The sequence below is a fragment of the Microbacterium sp. LTA6 genome (assembly GCF_045690355.1).
GTDB lineage: Bacteria > Actinomycetota > Actinomycetes > Actinomycetales > Microbacteriaceae > Microbacterium.
Genome location: NZ_CP147855.1, coordinates 2,796,066 through 2,809,651, shown reverse-complemented (window position 1 = coordinate 2,809,651; position 13,586 = coordinate 2,796,066). Strand labels below are relative to the sequence as shown.

Below are 13,586 nucleotides of genomic sequence, written 5' to 3'. Positions count from 1 at the left end.
GACAGCGACCTCAGGTGCGCAGCCAGCGACGGATCGCGAACCCTGCGGACAGCGCGGCGAGCACGATGCCGATGGCGATGAGCACGGGGACGACGAGCACTGCGTCCTGCATCGTCACCCAGGTGGTGATGAACGGCACGCGGCCGCGCAGGTATCCGTCGACGCCGAAGTGGACGCCCGCGACCACCGCGACGCTGGCCAGCGCCGAACCGAGGAAGGCCGCGAAGACGCCCTCGAGGACGAACGGCGTCTGGATGAACCGATTGGATGCTCCGACCAGGCGCATGATCCCGATCTCCTTGCGTCGCGCGTACGCCGAGAGACGGATCGTGGTGGCGATCAGCAGGATCGCCGCGATGAGCATGAGGACGGCGATTCCGATGGCGATGTACGTTGCGACGGTGAGGGCCGAGAAGAGCGGTTCGAGGTATTGCAGCTGGTCGGCCACCTGCTCCACCCCCGCGACCCCGTTGAACGCCTCGACGAGCACCTGGGACTGACTCGGATCCTTCAGCGTCACGAAGAAGCTCTCGGACATCTGGTCTGCGGTGAAGACGCTGGCCTTCTCCTCGCCGATCTGCTCGACGATGTTGGCGTACGCCTCGTCCTTCGTCTCGAAGCGCACATCGGCGATGAGCGGCGCGAGCGCGTCACCCTCGATCTGGGCGCGGACGATCTGCACCTGTTCCTCGCTCGCGGAGCCGTTGAGGCAAGTCGGCGATTCGGACACGCCGGAGCACATGTACACGGCCACCTGGGCGCGCTCGGTCCAGTAGCCGCGCATGGTGCCGATCTGCGCCTGCATGAGGATCGCGGCTCCGACGAACGTCAGCGAGACGAACGTCACGAGCACGACGGAGATCACCATCGAGATGTTTCTGCGGAGGCCGCCGAGGGCCTCTGTGAGGATCAGACCGTATCTCATGAGGTCGGTCCCACTTCCTCGTCGTCCGCGTCGGACAGACCGAGTCGATCGGCGACGCCGAGGTCGGCGATGTCGACCTGCGGCAGCACGATCGGATGCGTACGGGGCGCGACTGCGGCGGCCGGCTCCGAGACGTCGTCCGGCACGGGAGCGGGCTCCTCGACGGAGGCCTCCGGCTGGGGAGTCTCGGACGGCTTCACGACCGCGGGTTCCGCCGCAGGCGCCGTTGCGGCTGCGCGGCGCTGGGCGCTCAGGTCCTGGGCGAGGGCGGCGCGCACCATCGAGAGGTCGGCCGTCTGGCGCTGCACCTCCTGCACGGCGGTGAGTGCGGCGACCGCTGCGGCGCCGCGCACCTCCTCCGGCACCAGGCGCGGGATGTTCGATGTGTCTCCGTAACCGCCGTGCACCTCGTCGCGCACCATCTCACCGTCACGCAGCTCGATCACGCGGCGCTGCATCTGGTCGACGAATCCGGCCTCGTGCGTGGCCATCAAAACAGTCGTACCACCGGCGTTGATGCGCGCAAGCAGCTGCATGATGTCCACGGATGTGGCGGGATCGAGGTTTCCGGTGGGCTCGTCGGCGAGCAGCACCTGCGGACGGTTCACGAGAGCGCGGGCGATCGCGACGCGCTGCTGCTCACCGCCGGAGAGCTCATGCGGCATCCGCTTCTGCTTGCCGTCGAGGCCGACGAGTGCGAGCGCCTCCGGCACCGCCTGCTGGATGAAGCCGCGAGAAGAGCCGGTGACCTGAAGCGTGAACGCGACGTTCTGGTACACGGTCTTCGAGGGCAGCAGGCGGAAGTCCTGGAACACCGCTCCGATGTGGCGGCGGAAGTACGGCACCTTGCGGTTCGCGAGCGAGCGCAGATCGCGCCCGAGCACCGCGACGCGGCCGGTTGACGGAATCTCTTCGCGGAGAATCAACCTGAGACAGGTCGACTTGCCGGATCCCGAGGCACCGACGAGGAAGAGGAACTCTCCCCGCTGCACTTCGAAGTCGACACCGGAGAGCGCGGGCCTGGCGGTCCCGCGATAGCGTTTCGTGACATTCTCGAACCGAATCATGGCGATACGAGCCTAAACGCGCCTCTTCCGGTGATCGCGAGCGACACCCCGTGACGTCACCGGTCACTGCTATATATGAGGTAGCCGATTCGCGCGTTCCGCGCGGGCGAACGATTTCGAGGGGGACCCCATGACGACACCTGCAGGCTGGTACGACGACGGCTCTGGCCGACAGCGCTGGTGGGACGGGCAGCAGTGGACCGAGCACTTCGCTCCTGAGGCAGTTGCACCGGAAACACCGGCGGTTGCAGAGACCCCGGCAGTCACCGAGACCCCGGCGGTCGAGGACACCGCTGCCGATTCCCTCGATGACACCGTGATCCGCACGACGGGCGAGACTTACGCTCCCCCGGCTGCGGCGGCAGAGCCCGATGCACAGGTCGAGGCGCCGTTCGTCGCACCGAACGAGACCGCTGCGACGACGCCGATCAGCGACGGCGGCGTTCCCCCCTACGCTGCTGGCGGCACCTACCCGGCTTCCGCGCCCGCGGACCCCGGCTACCAGACCGGTGCTCCGGGCTACGCAGCCCCGGCCTACCCCGCTGCAGCTCCGGCATACCCCGGCGCGGCTCCGGCAGGCGCCCCCGGTGCGTATGCCGCTGCGGATGCCGGTCCGAAGAAGCCGTCGGTCCTCGGACTCGTCGGCCTCGGGTTGGCCGTACTCGGCACGATCCTCGTGTTCATCCCGCTCGTCGGAGTGTTCGGTTTCGTGCTCCTGGGAATCGGCTTCATCCTGTCGCTCGTGTCGTTGTTCCTCAAGGGCAAGAAGTGGCCCGGAATCGCGGGCCTCTCGCTCGCCGTGGTCGGCACGATCATCGGCATCGTGATGTCGTTCGTCTACCTGTTCGCCTTCGCCGAGGGCGTCCAGAGCGAGATGGACGATTTCCCGACGTCGATCCCGACGGAGGCCGCGCCGGACCCCGATGAGACCGACAGCACCACCGACGAGACCTCGGCCGGTCGGCCGACCGTTGAAGAGGTCGATGCCGGCCTCACAGAGATCCTCGCCCTTGTCAGTCAGGGAGAGACGTACACCCCCGAGCAGATCACCTGCATCAGCGAGGGATTCGTCGCATCCGACATCAGCGACGACACCCTGCGCGTCATCGCGAACGGTGACGAGATGCTCAGCGACCCCGATGCGCTGACGGCGTTCACGGATGAGTTCACCAGTTCCGGCGTGACCTGCTTGATGCAGTGATCTCACTCTGAATGCAGAAGGCCCGGGAGCGATTCGCTCCCGGGCCTTCTGCATGCATCTGAGATCAGTCCTCGACCTTGCGCTTGCGCCAGCGGATGCCCGCCGAGATGAAGCCATCGAGGTCGCCGTCGAACACGGCGGCCGGGTTGCCGGACTCGTGGCCGGTGCGGAGGTCCTTGACGAGCTGCTGTCCGTAGAGGAAGTACGAGCGCATCTGGTCGCCCCAGCTCGCGGTGATGTTTCCGGCGAGTTCTTTCTTCTTCGCGGCCTCGTCGGCCTTCTGCAGCAGTAGCAGGCGGGTCTGCAGCACGCGCATCGCCGCGGCGCGGTTCTGGATCTGCGACTTCTCGTTCTGCATCGACACGACGATGCCGGTCGGCAGGTGGGTGAGGCGCACGGCGGAGTCGGTGGTGTTGACCGACTGGCCGCCGGGGCCGGACGAGCGGAAGACGTCGACGCGGATGTCGCCCTCGGGGATCTCCACCGCAGTGGCCTCCTCCATGAGCGGGATGACCTCGACGGCCGCGAAGCTCGTCTGACGCTTGTCGGCGGATCCGAACGGGCTGATGCGCGCGAGGCGGTGCGTGCCTGCTTCGACGGACAGCGTTCCGAATGCGTAGGGGGCGTCGATCTCGAACGTCGCGGACTTGATTCCCGCACCCTCGGCGTAGGAGGTGTCCATGACCTTCACCGGGTACTTGTGCTGCTCCGCCCAGCGCAGGTACATGCGCATGAGCATCTCGGCGAAGTCGGTGGCGTCGTCGCCGCCCGCGCCGGAGCGGATCGTGATGATGGCGGCACGATCGTCGTACTCGCCGCCGAGCAGAGTCTGCACCTCGAGCTGGTTGATCAGTTCGGTGAGGGCGGCGAGCTCGATGCGCGCCTCCTGAGCCGATTCCTCGTCGCCCATCTCGTTCGCGAGGCCGACGAGGACTTCGAGGTCGTCGAGACGGCCGGCGATCCCCTCGATCCGGGCGAGCTCCGACTGGCGGTGGCTGAGTGCGCTGGTCACCTTCTGGGCGCGCTCGGTGTCGTCCCAGAGGTCGGGGGCACCGGCTTCCTCGTTGAGGCGGGCGATTTCAGTACGGAGCGCTTCGACATCGACGACCTCGCGAATGTCACCGAAGGTGAGTCGCAGGGCCTGGATGTCGGCGGAAAGATCGAGTTCGAGCATGGCACTTCAGCCTAACGTGCCCGGTGTTCGCGCGGGGACGGAGTACCTCGACGGGCGCAGCCGGCCCGCGGGGTAACGTGAAGGCGTGAGCAGCGCATCTACGGTCCTGAGAGATTTCGGGCCGATGGTGTACCTGCCCACCATCCTTTTCGCCCTGGGCGAGGGCGCGGTGATCCCGCTCATCCCGGTGATCGCCGTCGGCATGGGAGCCGATGTCGCGTTCGCCGCCCTCGTCGCGTCGGCACTCGTCATCGGCCAGCTCTGTGGCAATCTGCCCGCGGGCTGGGCGGTGGCGCGGATCGGCGAGCGCATGACGATGGTGATCGCGGGCGTGATCGCGATCATCGCCGGAGTGGGGATGGCGTTCGCCCCTTCCCTCGGCGTGCTGGCGGCATCCGTCTTCCTGCTCGGGCTGTGCGCCGCCGCGTTCGGGCTCGCTCGACACGCCTTCATGACCACGCGGGTGCCGCTCGAGGTCCGCGCGCGTGCCCTGTCGCTGCTCGGTGGAAGCTTCCGCCTCGGCATCTTCATCGGCCCGTTCGTGGCAGCGGGACTTCTGCAGCTCTTCGGGAGCGAAAGCGCGGCGATCTGGTTCTTCATGGTCTGCCTGGTCGCCATGGTGCTGCTGGTGCTCCTCGGACCCGACCCGGAGAAGACGAATCCGCCGACGCGGCAGGCTGGCCCCTCGCACCTGACCGAGGACTCCGGAGAGGCGGTGAGCGGCTCGATCCCGACCATCGAGCGTGCGGGCATCTTCCGCACGATGTGGCAGCAGCGCGCAGTGCTCAGCCGGCTGGGCCTCGCCGCCGCGTCCCTGTCGGCGGTACGCTCGGCACGGCAGGTGGTGCTGCCGTTGTGGGGTCTGTCGCTCGGACTCGACGCACCGACGATCGCCCTGGTGGTCGGTGTCTCCGGTGCGATCGACTTCGCCCTGTTCTATGCGAGTGGACAGGTGATGGACCGGTTCGGCAGGCTGTGGGCCGCGATGCCGGCGATGCTCGTGATGGGGGCCGGGTTCCTCGCTCTGTCGTTCACGCACGACGGGGATTCGGCGGTGCTGTGGTTCGGCATGCTCGCCGCGGTGCTCGGCGTGGGCAACGGGCTCTCCAGCGGCATCCTGCTCACACTCGGCGCCGACGTCGCTCCGAAGCGGAAGCCGGCGGCGTTCCTCGGCTCGTGGCGGACGCTGACGGATGCCGGTGGCGCGATCGCCCCGCTGCTGGTCTCCGGGATCATCGCCGTCGCATCGCTCTCGGTCGCCGCTGGTGTCATGGGCGCGATCGGCCTCCTCGGCGCGGCAGGGTTCCTGCGCTGGATCCCGCGGTTCGTGCCGCGGGCGAATCGCACCGATTCCGAGGGGAGTTCTGAATGAGCGATGCGGTGACCCGGAGCATGTCGAACCTGGTGCGCGACTTCTCCCCGCGTGACGACGGCGAGCACGCCGCCCAGGAAGACTTCGCTTCGTTCTTCGTGCACGGAGAATCGCCGATGTGGCGGGAGTCCGGGCCGCATCACGCCACGGCATCCTGCGTCGTGCTCGATCCGACTCTCCGTGACACGCTGCTCGTCTTCCACGCGAAGGGACAGTTCTGGGTGCAGCCGGGCGGTCATCTCGAGGAGGGAGACGAATCGATCGAGGCGGCGGCCCTGCGTGAACTCCGCGAGGAGACCGGCCTCCGGCTCGACGCGCGAGACGACGGACCGCTCGCCTATGACCTCGATCACCACGCCCTGTCCGCGAGTTTCGGACGCTGTGCCTCCCACCTCGATGTCGGGATCGCCGTGATCGTCGACCGGGATGCCGAGATCACCGTGAGCGATGAATCAGAGGATGTGCGCTGGTGGCCGGTGGACGCGCTGCCGGCCAAGCTCGCGAACGGCGTGCAGCGGCGCATCGACGCGCTGCTCACCCGGGTGCGCGACCGCGCCTGAATTCGCTGCGGCTCGTGACAGCCCGCACTCAGCCGAGTCCGCCGCGAAACCCCTCCTGCCAACTCGACCAGGACGGAGCCCACCCGAGCTCCCGCTTCGCCTTGGCATTCGACGAGCCGCGCACCGTCGTCATCATCGAGACGCCGTGTTCGCCGATGAGCGCCTTCGCGACCCACGCGGGGACGCGCATCGGCGGCTTCGCCCCGACCGCCTCGGCGAGCGCCGGCAACCACTCGCTCACGGGAGCGGGGTCATCGTCGACGATGTTGTATGCGCCGGGCGCTCCGCGTTCCACCGCGACGGCCGTGGCGGATGCCGCGTCGTCGATGTGGCAGAAAGACGTGATGCCGGCACCTCCGCCCACGAGCGGTAGTTTGCGGGCTTCGAGCATCTCCACCATCTGACCGCCATGACCGATCGCCTGCCCGGGTCCGTACAGCTGTCCGTACCGGAGCGCGAGGCCACCGACCTCGGTGACCGCCCGCTCGACGTACTGGATCGCCGCGATCGCCTGCCGCGAGGCAGCCGTCGGGTGCGGGTCGAAGGCGTCTTCCTCGGTCTTCACCGGCCCACCGGTACGTTCGTTCGGCCAACCTGTGTAACTCTGCGCGATGAAACGGCTGACTCCCGCCTCTGCTGCAGCGGCGAGCAGATTGTCAGTTCCGCGGGTGCGGAGCGCGTTGGTCACGGCGAATGAGCGATCGAAGTGCTTGAGGTCGATCGGCCCGTCGCCGAGCGCGGTGAGTTGGTGCACGATGACATCGGGCCGAGCATCGAGCACCGCCGCGCGCACGGATGCCGCGTCGAGGCCGTCCATCACGACGGCGCGTCCTCCTGCGGCCTCGATCGAGGCCAGCCGATCGGGCTTCCTCGACGTGCCGACGACCTCGTGCCCCGCCGCCCGGAGCAGGGGCACCAGTCTCGATCCGATGGCACCCGTGGCGCCGGCGATGAGTACTCGCATGTTGTTCTCCTTCTCTCACCCCCTACGACGAACGAGCATCCGCATTTGTGACATCCTCGAACCATGTCGGTCACCGGTGAGGCACAGAATGCGCTGCGCCCGCTCATGTTCTCGATCGCCTACCGGATGCTCGGCAGTGTGGTGGAAGCCGAAGACGTGGTGCAGGACGCGTATGTGCGGCTGCAAGAACGGCAGGCGGCTGGCACGGCGATCAACAATCCCGATGCCTTCGCCGCGACGGTCGCCACCCGGCTCGCGATCGATACTCTGCGCTCAGCCCGGCATACTCGCGAGGTCTACATTGGTCCGTGGATGCCGGAGCCGCTGCCCGACGCCGACACCGACCCGGCGCACCGGATCGAACGTGATGAGACGCTCTCATTCGCGTTCCTCGCAGTTCTCGAGCGGCTCGGTCCGGTCGAGCGCGCCGTGTTCCTGCTGCGCGAGGTGTTCGCCTACGACTATCCGACGATCGCCGCCATCGTCGAGCGGGATGAGGCCGCCTGTCGCCAGATCTTCCATAGAGCGAAGGCACGCATCGCCGATGGCCGGCCCCGATTCGACGGCGCCAGCGATCGCGATGCTGCCCTCACCGAAGCGTTCTTCGCTGCGCTCGAGGCCGGTGACGTCGAAGGGCTGATCGGCGTTCTCGCTGAGGATGTCGTGTTCTACGGAGATGGTGGCGGTCGAGCGCCGGCGATCCGCCAACCGCTGCACGGTGCCGTCGCTGTCGCTCGGTTCCTGGCGGGTCTCGTGCGCCGTGGGGAGAGTCTGGGTGTTCGGCTCGATCGGACGAACGTCAACGGCGGGGCCGCCCTGCGCATCACCGGGCCCGACGGTGCGATTCTCAGCATGCTGATGGTGCACGTCGAAGGCGGTGTTGTGCACACGGTCGCGAACCAGCTGAATCCCGACAAGCTCGGTCATCTCGGCACCGTCGGCGACCTCACCGCCCTCCTGGAGTCGGGCGGCGCACGGGCCTAGTGCCCGCCGTCAGAGCTTCACCGGAGCGCCGTACGGGTGGTCGCATTGGCTTCCAACCGGATGCCGTCGGGAACGAACGGCGAGAACAGCGGCGGGTGCCAGGCCGATGTGACGATGACGTGCGCGGAGACGCCGTCCGGTGAGTTCGCCTCCACCAGGGTGGCATTGCTCGGCAGAGCGGCGAGGAGGGCCGAAGCCTGTTCGTGCACGCGCTCGTCGGTCAGCTCGGCAGCGACGCTCTCGCCCGAAACGACGAGGGTGAAACCGTCTGCTCCGGCGAGCGCTGCGGAATCGGCGAGCGTATCCAGGCGCTTCTGCGCGATGTAGAGATCGGTGGCGCATACGCAGACGAACAGGACCGCAAGGGCGAGGAGCACGTACCCGAGAGTGAGCAGAAGGATGCTGCCGTCCTCGTCATCGCGCGGACTGGTTCGCCGAGTCATCCGTCACCCCACAGTCGGGAGACCTTCTGCACCGCTGACGCCTCCAGGGGGATCGAAGCGATCTGATCGAGGCCGAGCAACGGCGGCACGAACGGCAGGCTCGCACGCGTGGCGACGGTCACGATCACGGTGGCCCCGGCCGTCGGGCAACCCGCCCCGGCGGGGGTGCACGACAGCGACACCTGCACGGCGTCAGCGTCGAGGCCGTACTCGTCGATGACACCGGCGAGCACCGCCTCGCTGCGAGCCGCAGCGGTGTCCGCATCCGACGCCTGAGAGATCACGCGGGCCATGTGTCGCGCCGCGGCCTCGGCGCCGAGCGTCTGCTCCTGGATCACCCCGAGCGCGATGACGAGGTAGATGAGAGGAACGAGCAGGATCACCCCGACGGTGATGAACTCCAGCGCGGCGGAGCCGTCGTCATTCCGGGCCCAGCGATTCCATCGGCGCATGCGCTTCCACCTCCAGCCCGTAGGGGATGCCCAGAAGCCCGATGACCGGGAGCGTCGTTCGAACGCGGACCTCGACGGCCGCATGGCCGAACTCCTCGGTCGTGCTCGCGGTCACATCTCCCGCATAGTCGGCTCCGACGGCCCGGATGATCGCGAGACGCGTGCGATCGGCACCTTCCTCCGTGCCGGTGTCGGCAAGTGCGGCGTGATACGCCCCCTCGACAGCAGCGTCGTGGACGACGTTTCTCACATAGACGGCGAGCGCGAGCTGCAGCACCGCGAGCGTGAGCACGGTGAGGAGCGTGCCGACCAGCACGAACTCCACTGGACTCGATCCGCGGTCATCCGCCATCCCGCCCCGAGCCGCCCGCATGTCAGAGCCCGGACACCCGCTGGATCGCCTGTTCGAACAGAGCAGTCAGCGCAGGACCGGCGACGGCCCAGATCAGAACCACCAAACCGGCGGTCATGAGGGTCACCAGCACCCATCCGGGCACGTCGCCGGACTCGTCGCCGCCGAGGTCACGTGCGCGATCGGCGGCACGGCGTCCCCAGGCGCGAACTCGACCAGAGGCGGAAACGCCGACAGTACCCGCAGTACCGTGCGCTTCCCGGACCCGGCCCGACTCGAACGGGCGGCCACCCTCGACAGACTGCGGGTTGGGCGCACCCTTACCGGGTAGATGCGCCTTGGGCGGGCTCGTTTGCACGCTAGCAGAGACGCTCGCACCGTCAAAGAGGCGACTCTGGTTCTGAGATAGGTGGAATGGAAGCACAGGCCAGCCCGGCTCGTCGTCGCCGAGGTCACGTGCGCGATCGGCGGCATCCGCCCACCAGCGTCGGAGTGTTGTCATGAGGGATCCTTTCGTCAGCGACTCAGCCGATGCCGAGTCGCAGGATGAACAAGCCGGGGTACACCGCGAAGAGAACCGAGAGCGGGAGGATCAGGAAGACCAGCGGCACAGGCATGGCGCTAAGGTACCTTCATGGATTGCGTCATCTACACCCGCATCAGCCTTGACCGCACGGGCGAGGGGCTGGGGGTGGCCCGCCAGGAGCAGGAGTGTCGTGCCCTGGCGAAGAAGCTCGGGCTGCGCGTGGTCAAGGTCTACTCCGACAACGACATCAGCGCCACGAGCGGGAAGGTGCGCCCTGACTTTGAGGCCATGCTGGACGCCCAGCCCCCGGCCATCGTCGCCTGGCATCAGGACCGGCTGCTGCGCCTGACCCGTGACCTGGAGCGAGTCATTGCGCTCAACGTGCCTGTCTACACCGTCACCGCTGGCACCTTGGACCTGACCACACCCGCAGGGCGTGCCGTGGCGCGCACCGTGGCCGCGTGGAGCCAGTACGAGGGCGAGCAGAAGGCCACACGGCAGGTCGCCGCCAACGTGCAGCGGGCCGTCAATGGAGTCCATTCAGGGCGCGTGGGCTACGGCTACCGACGCGATGGTGCTGCCGTAGTGCTACACGATGCCGAAGCCAAAACAATCAGGGCCGCCGTGAAGCACGTGTTGGACGGTGAATCGCTGCGGGCAATCTGCAAGGACTTGGACGCGCAGCAGGTACCCACTCCAGGCCGGGGCTCAAGTTGGAACACGACAACCCTGAAGCAGCTATTGCTCAGGCCCAGCCTGGCCGGGTTGACCGTCCACAGAGGGCAGGTCGTAGGCCGCGCCCGGGACGACGCCCCCCGCGTCATTGACGAGGGCACCCACGAACGGATCAAGGCCGTGCTGACTGACCCTCTGCGCCGCACCAGCCCCGCAGGCCGTGCGCCCAAGTATCTGCTCGGTGGCATCGCCCGGTGTGGCCGGTGTGACGGCACGCTAGATGAGGCCGGCGAACCCGTGGAGTGCGGCGGGGTGATGGTCCGCGCCGTGGGCCGCAAGACACGTCAGGTCAACGGCAGCACGAAGCGTCAGCCGCCGAGCTACGTGTGCAGCGAGTGCTACCGTGTTCGGCGCAAGCAAGACCGCGTCGACGAAGCCGTTGAGCTGTTGCTGATAGGACGCCTACAGAAGCCTGATGCTGCGCTGCTGTTCACCCAGGGCGACCCTGCCACACTGCAGGAGGCGCGTGACACCATCGAGGCGCTGGATGCCCGCCTGGCTAACGCCGCCGACATGTTCGCCACGGGTGACATTGACGCGGCGCAGCTGACGCGCATCACCGAGCGGCTGCGGGCTGACCGTGTGCAGGCTGCTGCTGCCCTGGATGCCGCGCTACCCCCTGCGGTGCCCGCTGACCTGATAGGCCCCAACGCGCGCCAGGTGTGGGGCGGACTGTCTATGGACGTCAAGCGCACCGTGCTGGATACCCTCGTGACGGTGACAATCCTGCCCAGTGGCAGCGGCAAGGCGTTCGACCCAGACACCGTGCGCGTCACCTGGAAGAGCTAGTCATCCGGAAGGTGGCCTGCCGCTCAGGAATCAGCTCGACAGAATCAACTGGGTCAGTACCTGCTTTAGCTCTGCTGCTTCCTTATGTGACACTCGGAAGTCGATCGTGTTGCCCGTCGTTATAACCGAGACGAGCGTGTTCGAGAACCCGTCCTTCTTCGTGGTCACGGAGGAGATTGACTTGATCGGGATCATCTCGGTACCCGTCTTGCCGTTCTTTACGCCAGTCGCGAGCATCGATAGGCCGCCGGTCAACACGCCCGCGGTGATCTTTCCGCCCGAAACTCCGCGGGGCTTCAACCACTCCACGCGGTCAGGCCAGACCGTGACAACCGCGTTCTTCCCCTGAATGTGAGACGTGAACTGGAGCAACGGCTGTTGATCAGCTGCGACCTCTTCGACAGCGCGAGGGGGTGCGGGCGGTGGTGGCGTCTGCGGCCCCTTCGATCGGTGCTGGTCGGTCCACGCCGTCCCATCCCAAAACGTTTCCCAGTCATCACCGTTCGGATACCACCCTGCAGGCATGCTCATCGAATTGCCCCCTACTGTTATGTGACTCATAGTCCGTGGACTCATTGTCAGCATAGCGTCAGCGTTGGAACGTGCCCGTTTCACCTCACCGCGAAGCCTTCGGCGCGCGCGTACGCGAAATCAGGATCGGACACGGCTGGTCACAGGAAGACTTTGCCCACCGCGCGAGCCTTGACCGTACGTACGTCTCGGGCATCGAGCGTGGGAGGCGGAACCCGACGCTGGACATCATCCACCGGCTTGCCCAGGCTCTCGACGTGCACCCCTCCGATCTGCTCAGCGAATAGGGCTGCCTGCTCGGTGAGGGCCTAGAGCAACGTGTAATCTCAGCGTATGTACATCGGGGATTGGAACTGGCTCGATTTTGCCAATATTCCCGGCGTACTCGACTGGATCGGCTTCGTGTTCGGAGGGCTGGGCATCGGCTTCGCGCTAGTTCAGCTCTACAAGAGCCGAGGAGCACTCCAGGCTGCAAAGGATGCTCTTGACGACGCGCGAGAAATTCTCGTTCGCGACCAGATCATTGTCTTGCTACCTGCGTTCAGTGAGATTGCCGCTTCTTTGGCCGGTGCCATGAGCGCCAACTCTAGAGACGTAGCCATAGATGTGCTTCAGCGGTTTTCTGAGAGGGCGAGCGAGGCGGAACAGCTCTTGACGAATCGTCAAACTCCACAGTCTGAAGCAGTAAGCGAGCTGCTCGACGCGCGCGTCGCCGCAGCCAAGGCGATTGATCGCCTCTATTCAAGATTCGATTTGACCACCGCTCAGAGAGTTGGCGCGGCAGCCGCCAAGATTCGGTCCACGGCAGTCACATTGAACGCGGTACATGTGTTGGTGCGAAATGAGATTGGAAGCGCAAAGAATGCTTGATGATCAGGACTGGGCGCGCCTTATCGACGGTCTCGTGAGAGCCACGAGCGACGGTCGGCTGGAGTGGCAGGGCGATGACTCAGACGCGCGATCAGTATTCGCCACCTTCGCCTCGGGCGTGGCAAGCGCAATCGGAGGTGGGCGCACTCGTTTGAAGGCCAGCACAGCACGGTCTGTCTACGAGATAGCTGCCGCTCCGGGGGGCCTCGCTCCGCACTCGCTGACAGTGTGGGAGATCGGGGGGTCGACGGCCAAGAAGATTGGGGCAGTCGAATCATCGGTGCATGGTTTGGAAATGAGCGCAGGTATCAACGAGGCGCTCAGGCGGCTTTGGTCAGCGGCTGCCGCAACGATCGAACCCGGTGATGTTGTCGTAGACCGGCTCTTGGGTGAGCTCGAAGACTAACAATCGCCCCGAGCATCAGCTCACACCTGGAATCTGAGCGGCGTATCTATGCCCGACGCCTGATCGAAGCTCAATCGATCAATACTGGCCCGTTCGGGCGACCAGGGCGCGCCTTTGCCTGAAGCGCCCCCTTCCGGCAAGGCGCTCATCACCACTGCCTCGAGTTGCCGAACGAACGTCTTGAGTGCCGTCGCGCTGGCAGGCAAGTGACTGGTTGTGTTTCGCACCCCACGAT

Annotated in this window: 17 protein-coding genes; 7 read left to right on the top strand and 10 right to left on the bottom strand. The window is 66.5% G+C overall.

Translation table 11 applies throughout. The features are described 5' to 3' along the window. Window positions 1-10: 10 nt before the first annotated feature. Window positions 11-925 carry a permease-like cell division protein FtsX gene (gene ftsX, locus LTA6_RS13270; protein ID WP_407358053.1) on the bottom strand — a complete coding sequence of 305 codons (915 nt, stop codon included), beginning with the start codon at window positions 923-925 and terminating at the stop codon, window positions 11-13. After that, a complete protein-coding gene (gene ftsE, locus LTA6_RS13265) occupies window positions 922-1,992 on the bottom strand; it encodes a cell division ATP-binding protein FtsE (protein WP_407358052.1) in 1,071 nt (356 codons plus the stop codon). Before ftsE ends, ftsX begins: the two co-directional genes overlap by 4 nt. A gap of 130 nt (window positions 1,993-2,122) precedes the next feature. Here ftsE and LTA6_RS13260 point away from each other — a divergent pair, with 130 nt between their 5' ends. Further along, window positions 2,123-3,193: a DUF2510 domain-containing protein gene (locus LTA6_RS13260; protein ID WP_407358051.1), complete on the top strand. Its 1,071-nt coding sequence runs from the start codon at window positions 2,123-2,125 to the stop codon at window positions 3,191-3,193. A gap of 64 nt (window positions 3,194-3,257) precedes the next feature. Here the strand turns inward: LTA6_RS13260 and prfB are convergent, their stop codons facing one another. Then, on the bottom strand, window positions 3,258-4,367 hold the full coding sequence (prfB, locus tag LTA6_RS13255) for a peptide chain release factor 2 (RefSeq protein WP_341974219.1): 1,110 nt from the start codon (window positions 4,365-4,367) through the stop codon (window positions 3,258-3,260). A gap of 124 nt (window positions 4,368-4,491) precedes the next feature. On the opposite strand from prfB, the gene LTA6_RS13250 reads away from it, so the two are divergent. Next, window positions 4,492-5,739, top strand: a complete 1,248-nt coding sequence (locus tag LTA6_RS13250) for an MFS transporter (RefSeq protein WP_407359281.1) — start codon at window positions 4,492-4,494, stop codon at window positions 5,737-5,739. Then, window positions 5,736-6,299 carry an NUDIX hydrolase gene (locus tag LTA6_RS13245; protein ID WP_407358050.1) on the top strand — a complete coding sequence of 188 codons (564 nt, stop codon included), beginning with the start codon at window positions 5,736-5,738 and terminating at the stop codon, window positions 6,297-6,299. Before LTA6_RS13250 ends, LTA6_RS13245 begins: the two co-directional genes overlap by 4 nt. 28 nt (window positions 6,300-6,327) lie before the next feature. Here the strand turns inward: LTA6_RS13245 and LTA6_RS13240 are convergent, their stop codons facing one another. Next, window positions 6,328-7,263, bottom strand: a complete 936-nt coding sequence (locus tag LTA6_RS13240) for an NAD-dependent epimerase/dehydratase family protein (protein WP_407358049.1) — start codon at window positions 7,261-7,263, stop codon at window positions 6,328-6,330. 63 nt (window positions 7,264-7,326) lie between these two features. Here LTA6_RS13240 and sigJ point away from each other — a divergent pair, with 63 nt between their 5' ends. Further along, window positions 7,327-8,247 carry an RNA polymerase sigma factor SigJ gene (sigJ, locus tag LTA6_RS13235; RefSeq protein ID WP_407358048.1) on the top strand — a complete coding sequence of 307 codons (921 nt, stop codon included), beginning with the start codon at window positions 7,327-7,329 and terminating at the stop codon, window positions 8,245-8,247. Window positions 8,248-8,264: 17 nt separating this feature from the next. On the opposite strand, the gene LTA6_RS13230 is transcribed toward sigJ, so the two are convergent. The 4 genes from LTA6_RS13230 to LTA6_RS13215 are packed head-to-tail and all read right to left on the bottom strand — an operon-like array spanning window position 8,265 to window position 9,996. Beyond that, window positions 8,265-8,690 carry a pilus assembly protein TadG-related protein gene (locus tag LTA6_RS13230; RefSeq protein ID WP_407358047.1) on the bottom strand — a complete coding sequence of 142 codons (426 nt, stop codon included), beginning with the start codon at window positions 8,688-8,690 and terminating at the stop codon, window positions 8,265-8,267. Further along, window positions 8,687-9,142, bottom strand: a complete 456-nt coding sequence (locus LTA6_RS13225; RefSeq protein WP_363547771.1) for a TadE family protein — start codon at window positions 9,140-9,142, stop codon at window positions 8,687-8,689. The genes LTA6_RS13230 and LTA6_RS13225 overlap by 4 nt, the downstream gene beginning before the upstream one ends. After that, window positions 9,111-9,494, bottom strand: coding sequence for a TadE/TadG family type IV pilus assembly protein (locus LTA6_RS13220; RefSeq protein WP_407358046.1), 384 nt, complete (start codon window positions 9,492-9,494; stop codon window positions 9,111-9,113). Before LTA6_RS13220 ends, LTA6_RS13225 begins: the two co-directional genes overlap by 32 nt. Window positions 9,495-9,516: 22 nt before the next feature. Further along, window positions 9,517-9,996: a hypothetical protein gene (locus LTA6_RS13215; protein WP_407359303.1), complete on the bottom strand. Its 480-nt coding sequence runs from the start codon at window positions 9,994-9,996 to the stop codon at window positions 9,517-9,519. A 132-nt stretch (window positions 9,997-10,128) separates the two neighbouring features. Between LTA6_RS13215 and LTA6_RS13210 the strand changes: the two genes are divergently transcribed. Then, window positions 10,129-11,544: a recombinase family protein gene (locus LTA6_RS13210; protein WP_407358045.1), complete on the top strand. Its 1,416-nt coding sequence runs from the start codon at window positions 10,129-10,131 to the stop codon at window positions 11,542-11,544. Window positions 11,545-11,574: 30 nt separating this feature from the next. Here the strand turns inward: LTA6_RS13210 and LTA6_RS13205 are convergent, their stop codons facing one another. Further along, window positions 11,575-12,075 (bottom strand): hypothetical protein, encoded by a 501-nt coding sequence (locus LTA6_RS13205; protein WP_407358044.1) that lies wholly within the window; start codon window positions 12,073-12,075, stop codon window positions 11,575-11,577. Between the two features lie 71 nt (window positions 12,076-12,146). On the opposite strand from LTA6_RS13205, the gene LTA6_RS13200 reads away from it, so the two are divergent. Both LTA6_RS13200 and LTA6_RS13195 read left to right on the top strand, forming a co-directional pair. Beyond that, window positions 12,147-12,362, top strand: a complete 216-nt coding sequence (locus LTA6_RS13200) for a helix-turn-helix domain-containing protein (RefSeq protein WP_407358043.1) — start codon at window positions 12,147-12,149, stop codon at window positions 12,360-12,362. A gap of 46 nt (window positions 12,363-12,408) precedes the next feature. After that, window positions 12,409-12,945 carry a hypothetical protein gene (locus LTA6_RS13195; RefSeq protein ID WP_407358042.1) on the top strand — a complete coding sequence of 179 codons (537 nt, stop codon included), beginning with the start codon at window positions 12,409-12,411 and terminating at the stop codon, window positions 12,943-12,945. A 426-nt stretch (window positions 12,946-13,371) separates the two neighbouring features. Here the strand turns inward: LTA6_RS13195 and LTA6_RS13190 are convergent, their stop codons facing one another. Continuing rightward, window positions 13,372-13,578 carry a hypothetical protein gene (locus tag LTA6_RS13190; RefSeq protein WP_407358041.1) on the bottom strand — a complete coding sequence of 69 codons (207 nt, stop codon included), beginning with the start codon at window positions 13,576-13,578 and terminating at the stop codon, window positions 13,372-13,374. Window positions 13,579-13,586 lie beyond the last annotated feature (8 nt).

Excerpts from the sequence above, each read along its gene's own strand:
- ftsX (WP_407358053.1), bottom strand. The coding sequence starts at position 925 with ATGAGATACGGTCTGATCCTCACAGAGGCCCTCGGCGGCCTCCGCAGA.
- ftsE (WP_407358052.1), bottom strand. The coding sequence starts at position 1,992 with ATGATTCGGTTCGAGAATGTCACGAAACGCTATCGCGGGACCGCCAGG.
- LTA6_RS13260 (WP_407358051.1), top strand. The coding sequence starts at position 2,123 with ATGACGACACCTGCAGGCTGGTACGACGACGGCTCTGGCCGACAGCGC.
- prfB (WP_341974219.1), bottom strand. The coding sequence starts at position 4,367 with ATGCTCGAACTCGATCTTTCCGCCGACATCCAGGCCCTGCGACTCACC.
- LTA6_RS13250 (WP_407359281.1), top strand. The coding sequence starts at position 4,492 with ATGGTGTACCTGCCCACCATCCTTTTCGCCCTGGGCGAGGGCGCGGTG.
- LTA6_RS13245 (WP_407358050.1), top strand. The coding sequence starts at position 5,736 with ATGAGCGATGCGGTGACCCGGAGCATGTCGAACCTGGTGCGCGACTTC.
- LTA6_RS13240 (WP_407358049.1), bottom strand. The coding sequence starts at position 7,263 with ATGCGAGTACTCATCGCCGGCGCCACGGGTGCCATCGGATCGAGACTG.
- sigJ (WP_407358048.1), top strand. The coding sequence starts at position 7,327 with ATGTCGGTCACCGGTGAGGCACAGAATGCGCTGCGCCCGCTCATGTTC.
- LTA6_RS13230 (WP_407358047.1), bottom strand. The coding sequence starts at position 8,690 with ATGACTCGGCGAACCAGTCCGCGCGATGACGAGGACGGCAGCATCCTT.
- LTA6_RS13225 (WP_363547771.1), bottom strand. The coding sequence starts at position 9,142 with ATGCGCCGATGGAATCGCTGGGCCCGGAATGACGACGGCTCCGCCGCG.
- LTA6_RS13220 (WP_407358046.1), bottom strand. The coding sequence starts at position 9,494 with ATGGCGGATGACCGCGGATCGAGTCCAGTGGAGTTCGTGCTGGTCGGC.
- LTA6_RS13215 (WP_407359303.1), bottom strand. The coding sequence starts at position 9,996 with ATGACAACACTCCGACGCTGGTGGGCGGATGCCGCCGATCGCGCACGT.
- LTA6_RS13210 (WP_407358045.1), top strand. The coding sequence starts at position 10,129 with ATGGATTGCGTCATCTACACCCGCATCAGCCTTGACCGCACGGGCGAG.
- LTA6_RS13205 (WP_407358044.1), bottom strand. The coding sequence starts at position 12,075 with ATGAGCATGCCTGCAGGGTGGTATCCGAACGGTGATGACTGGGAAACG.
- LTA6_RS13195 (WP_407358042.1), top strand. The coding sequence starts at position 12,409 with ATGTACATCGGGGATTGGAACTGGCTCGATTTTGCCAATATTCCCGGC.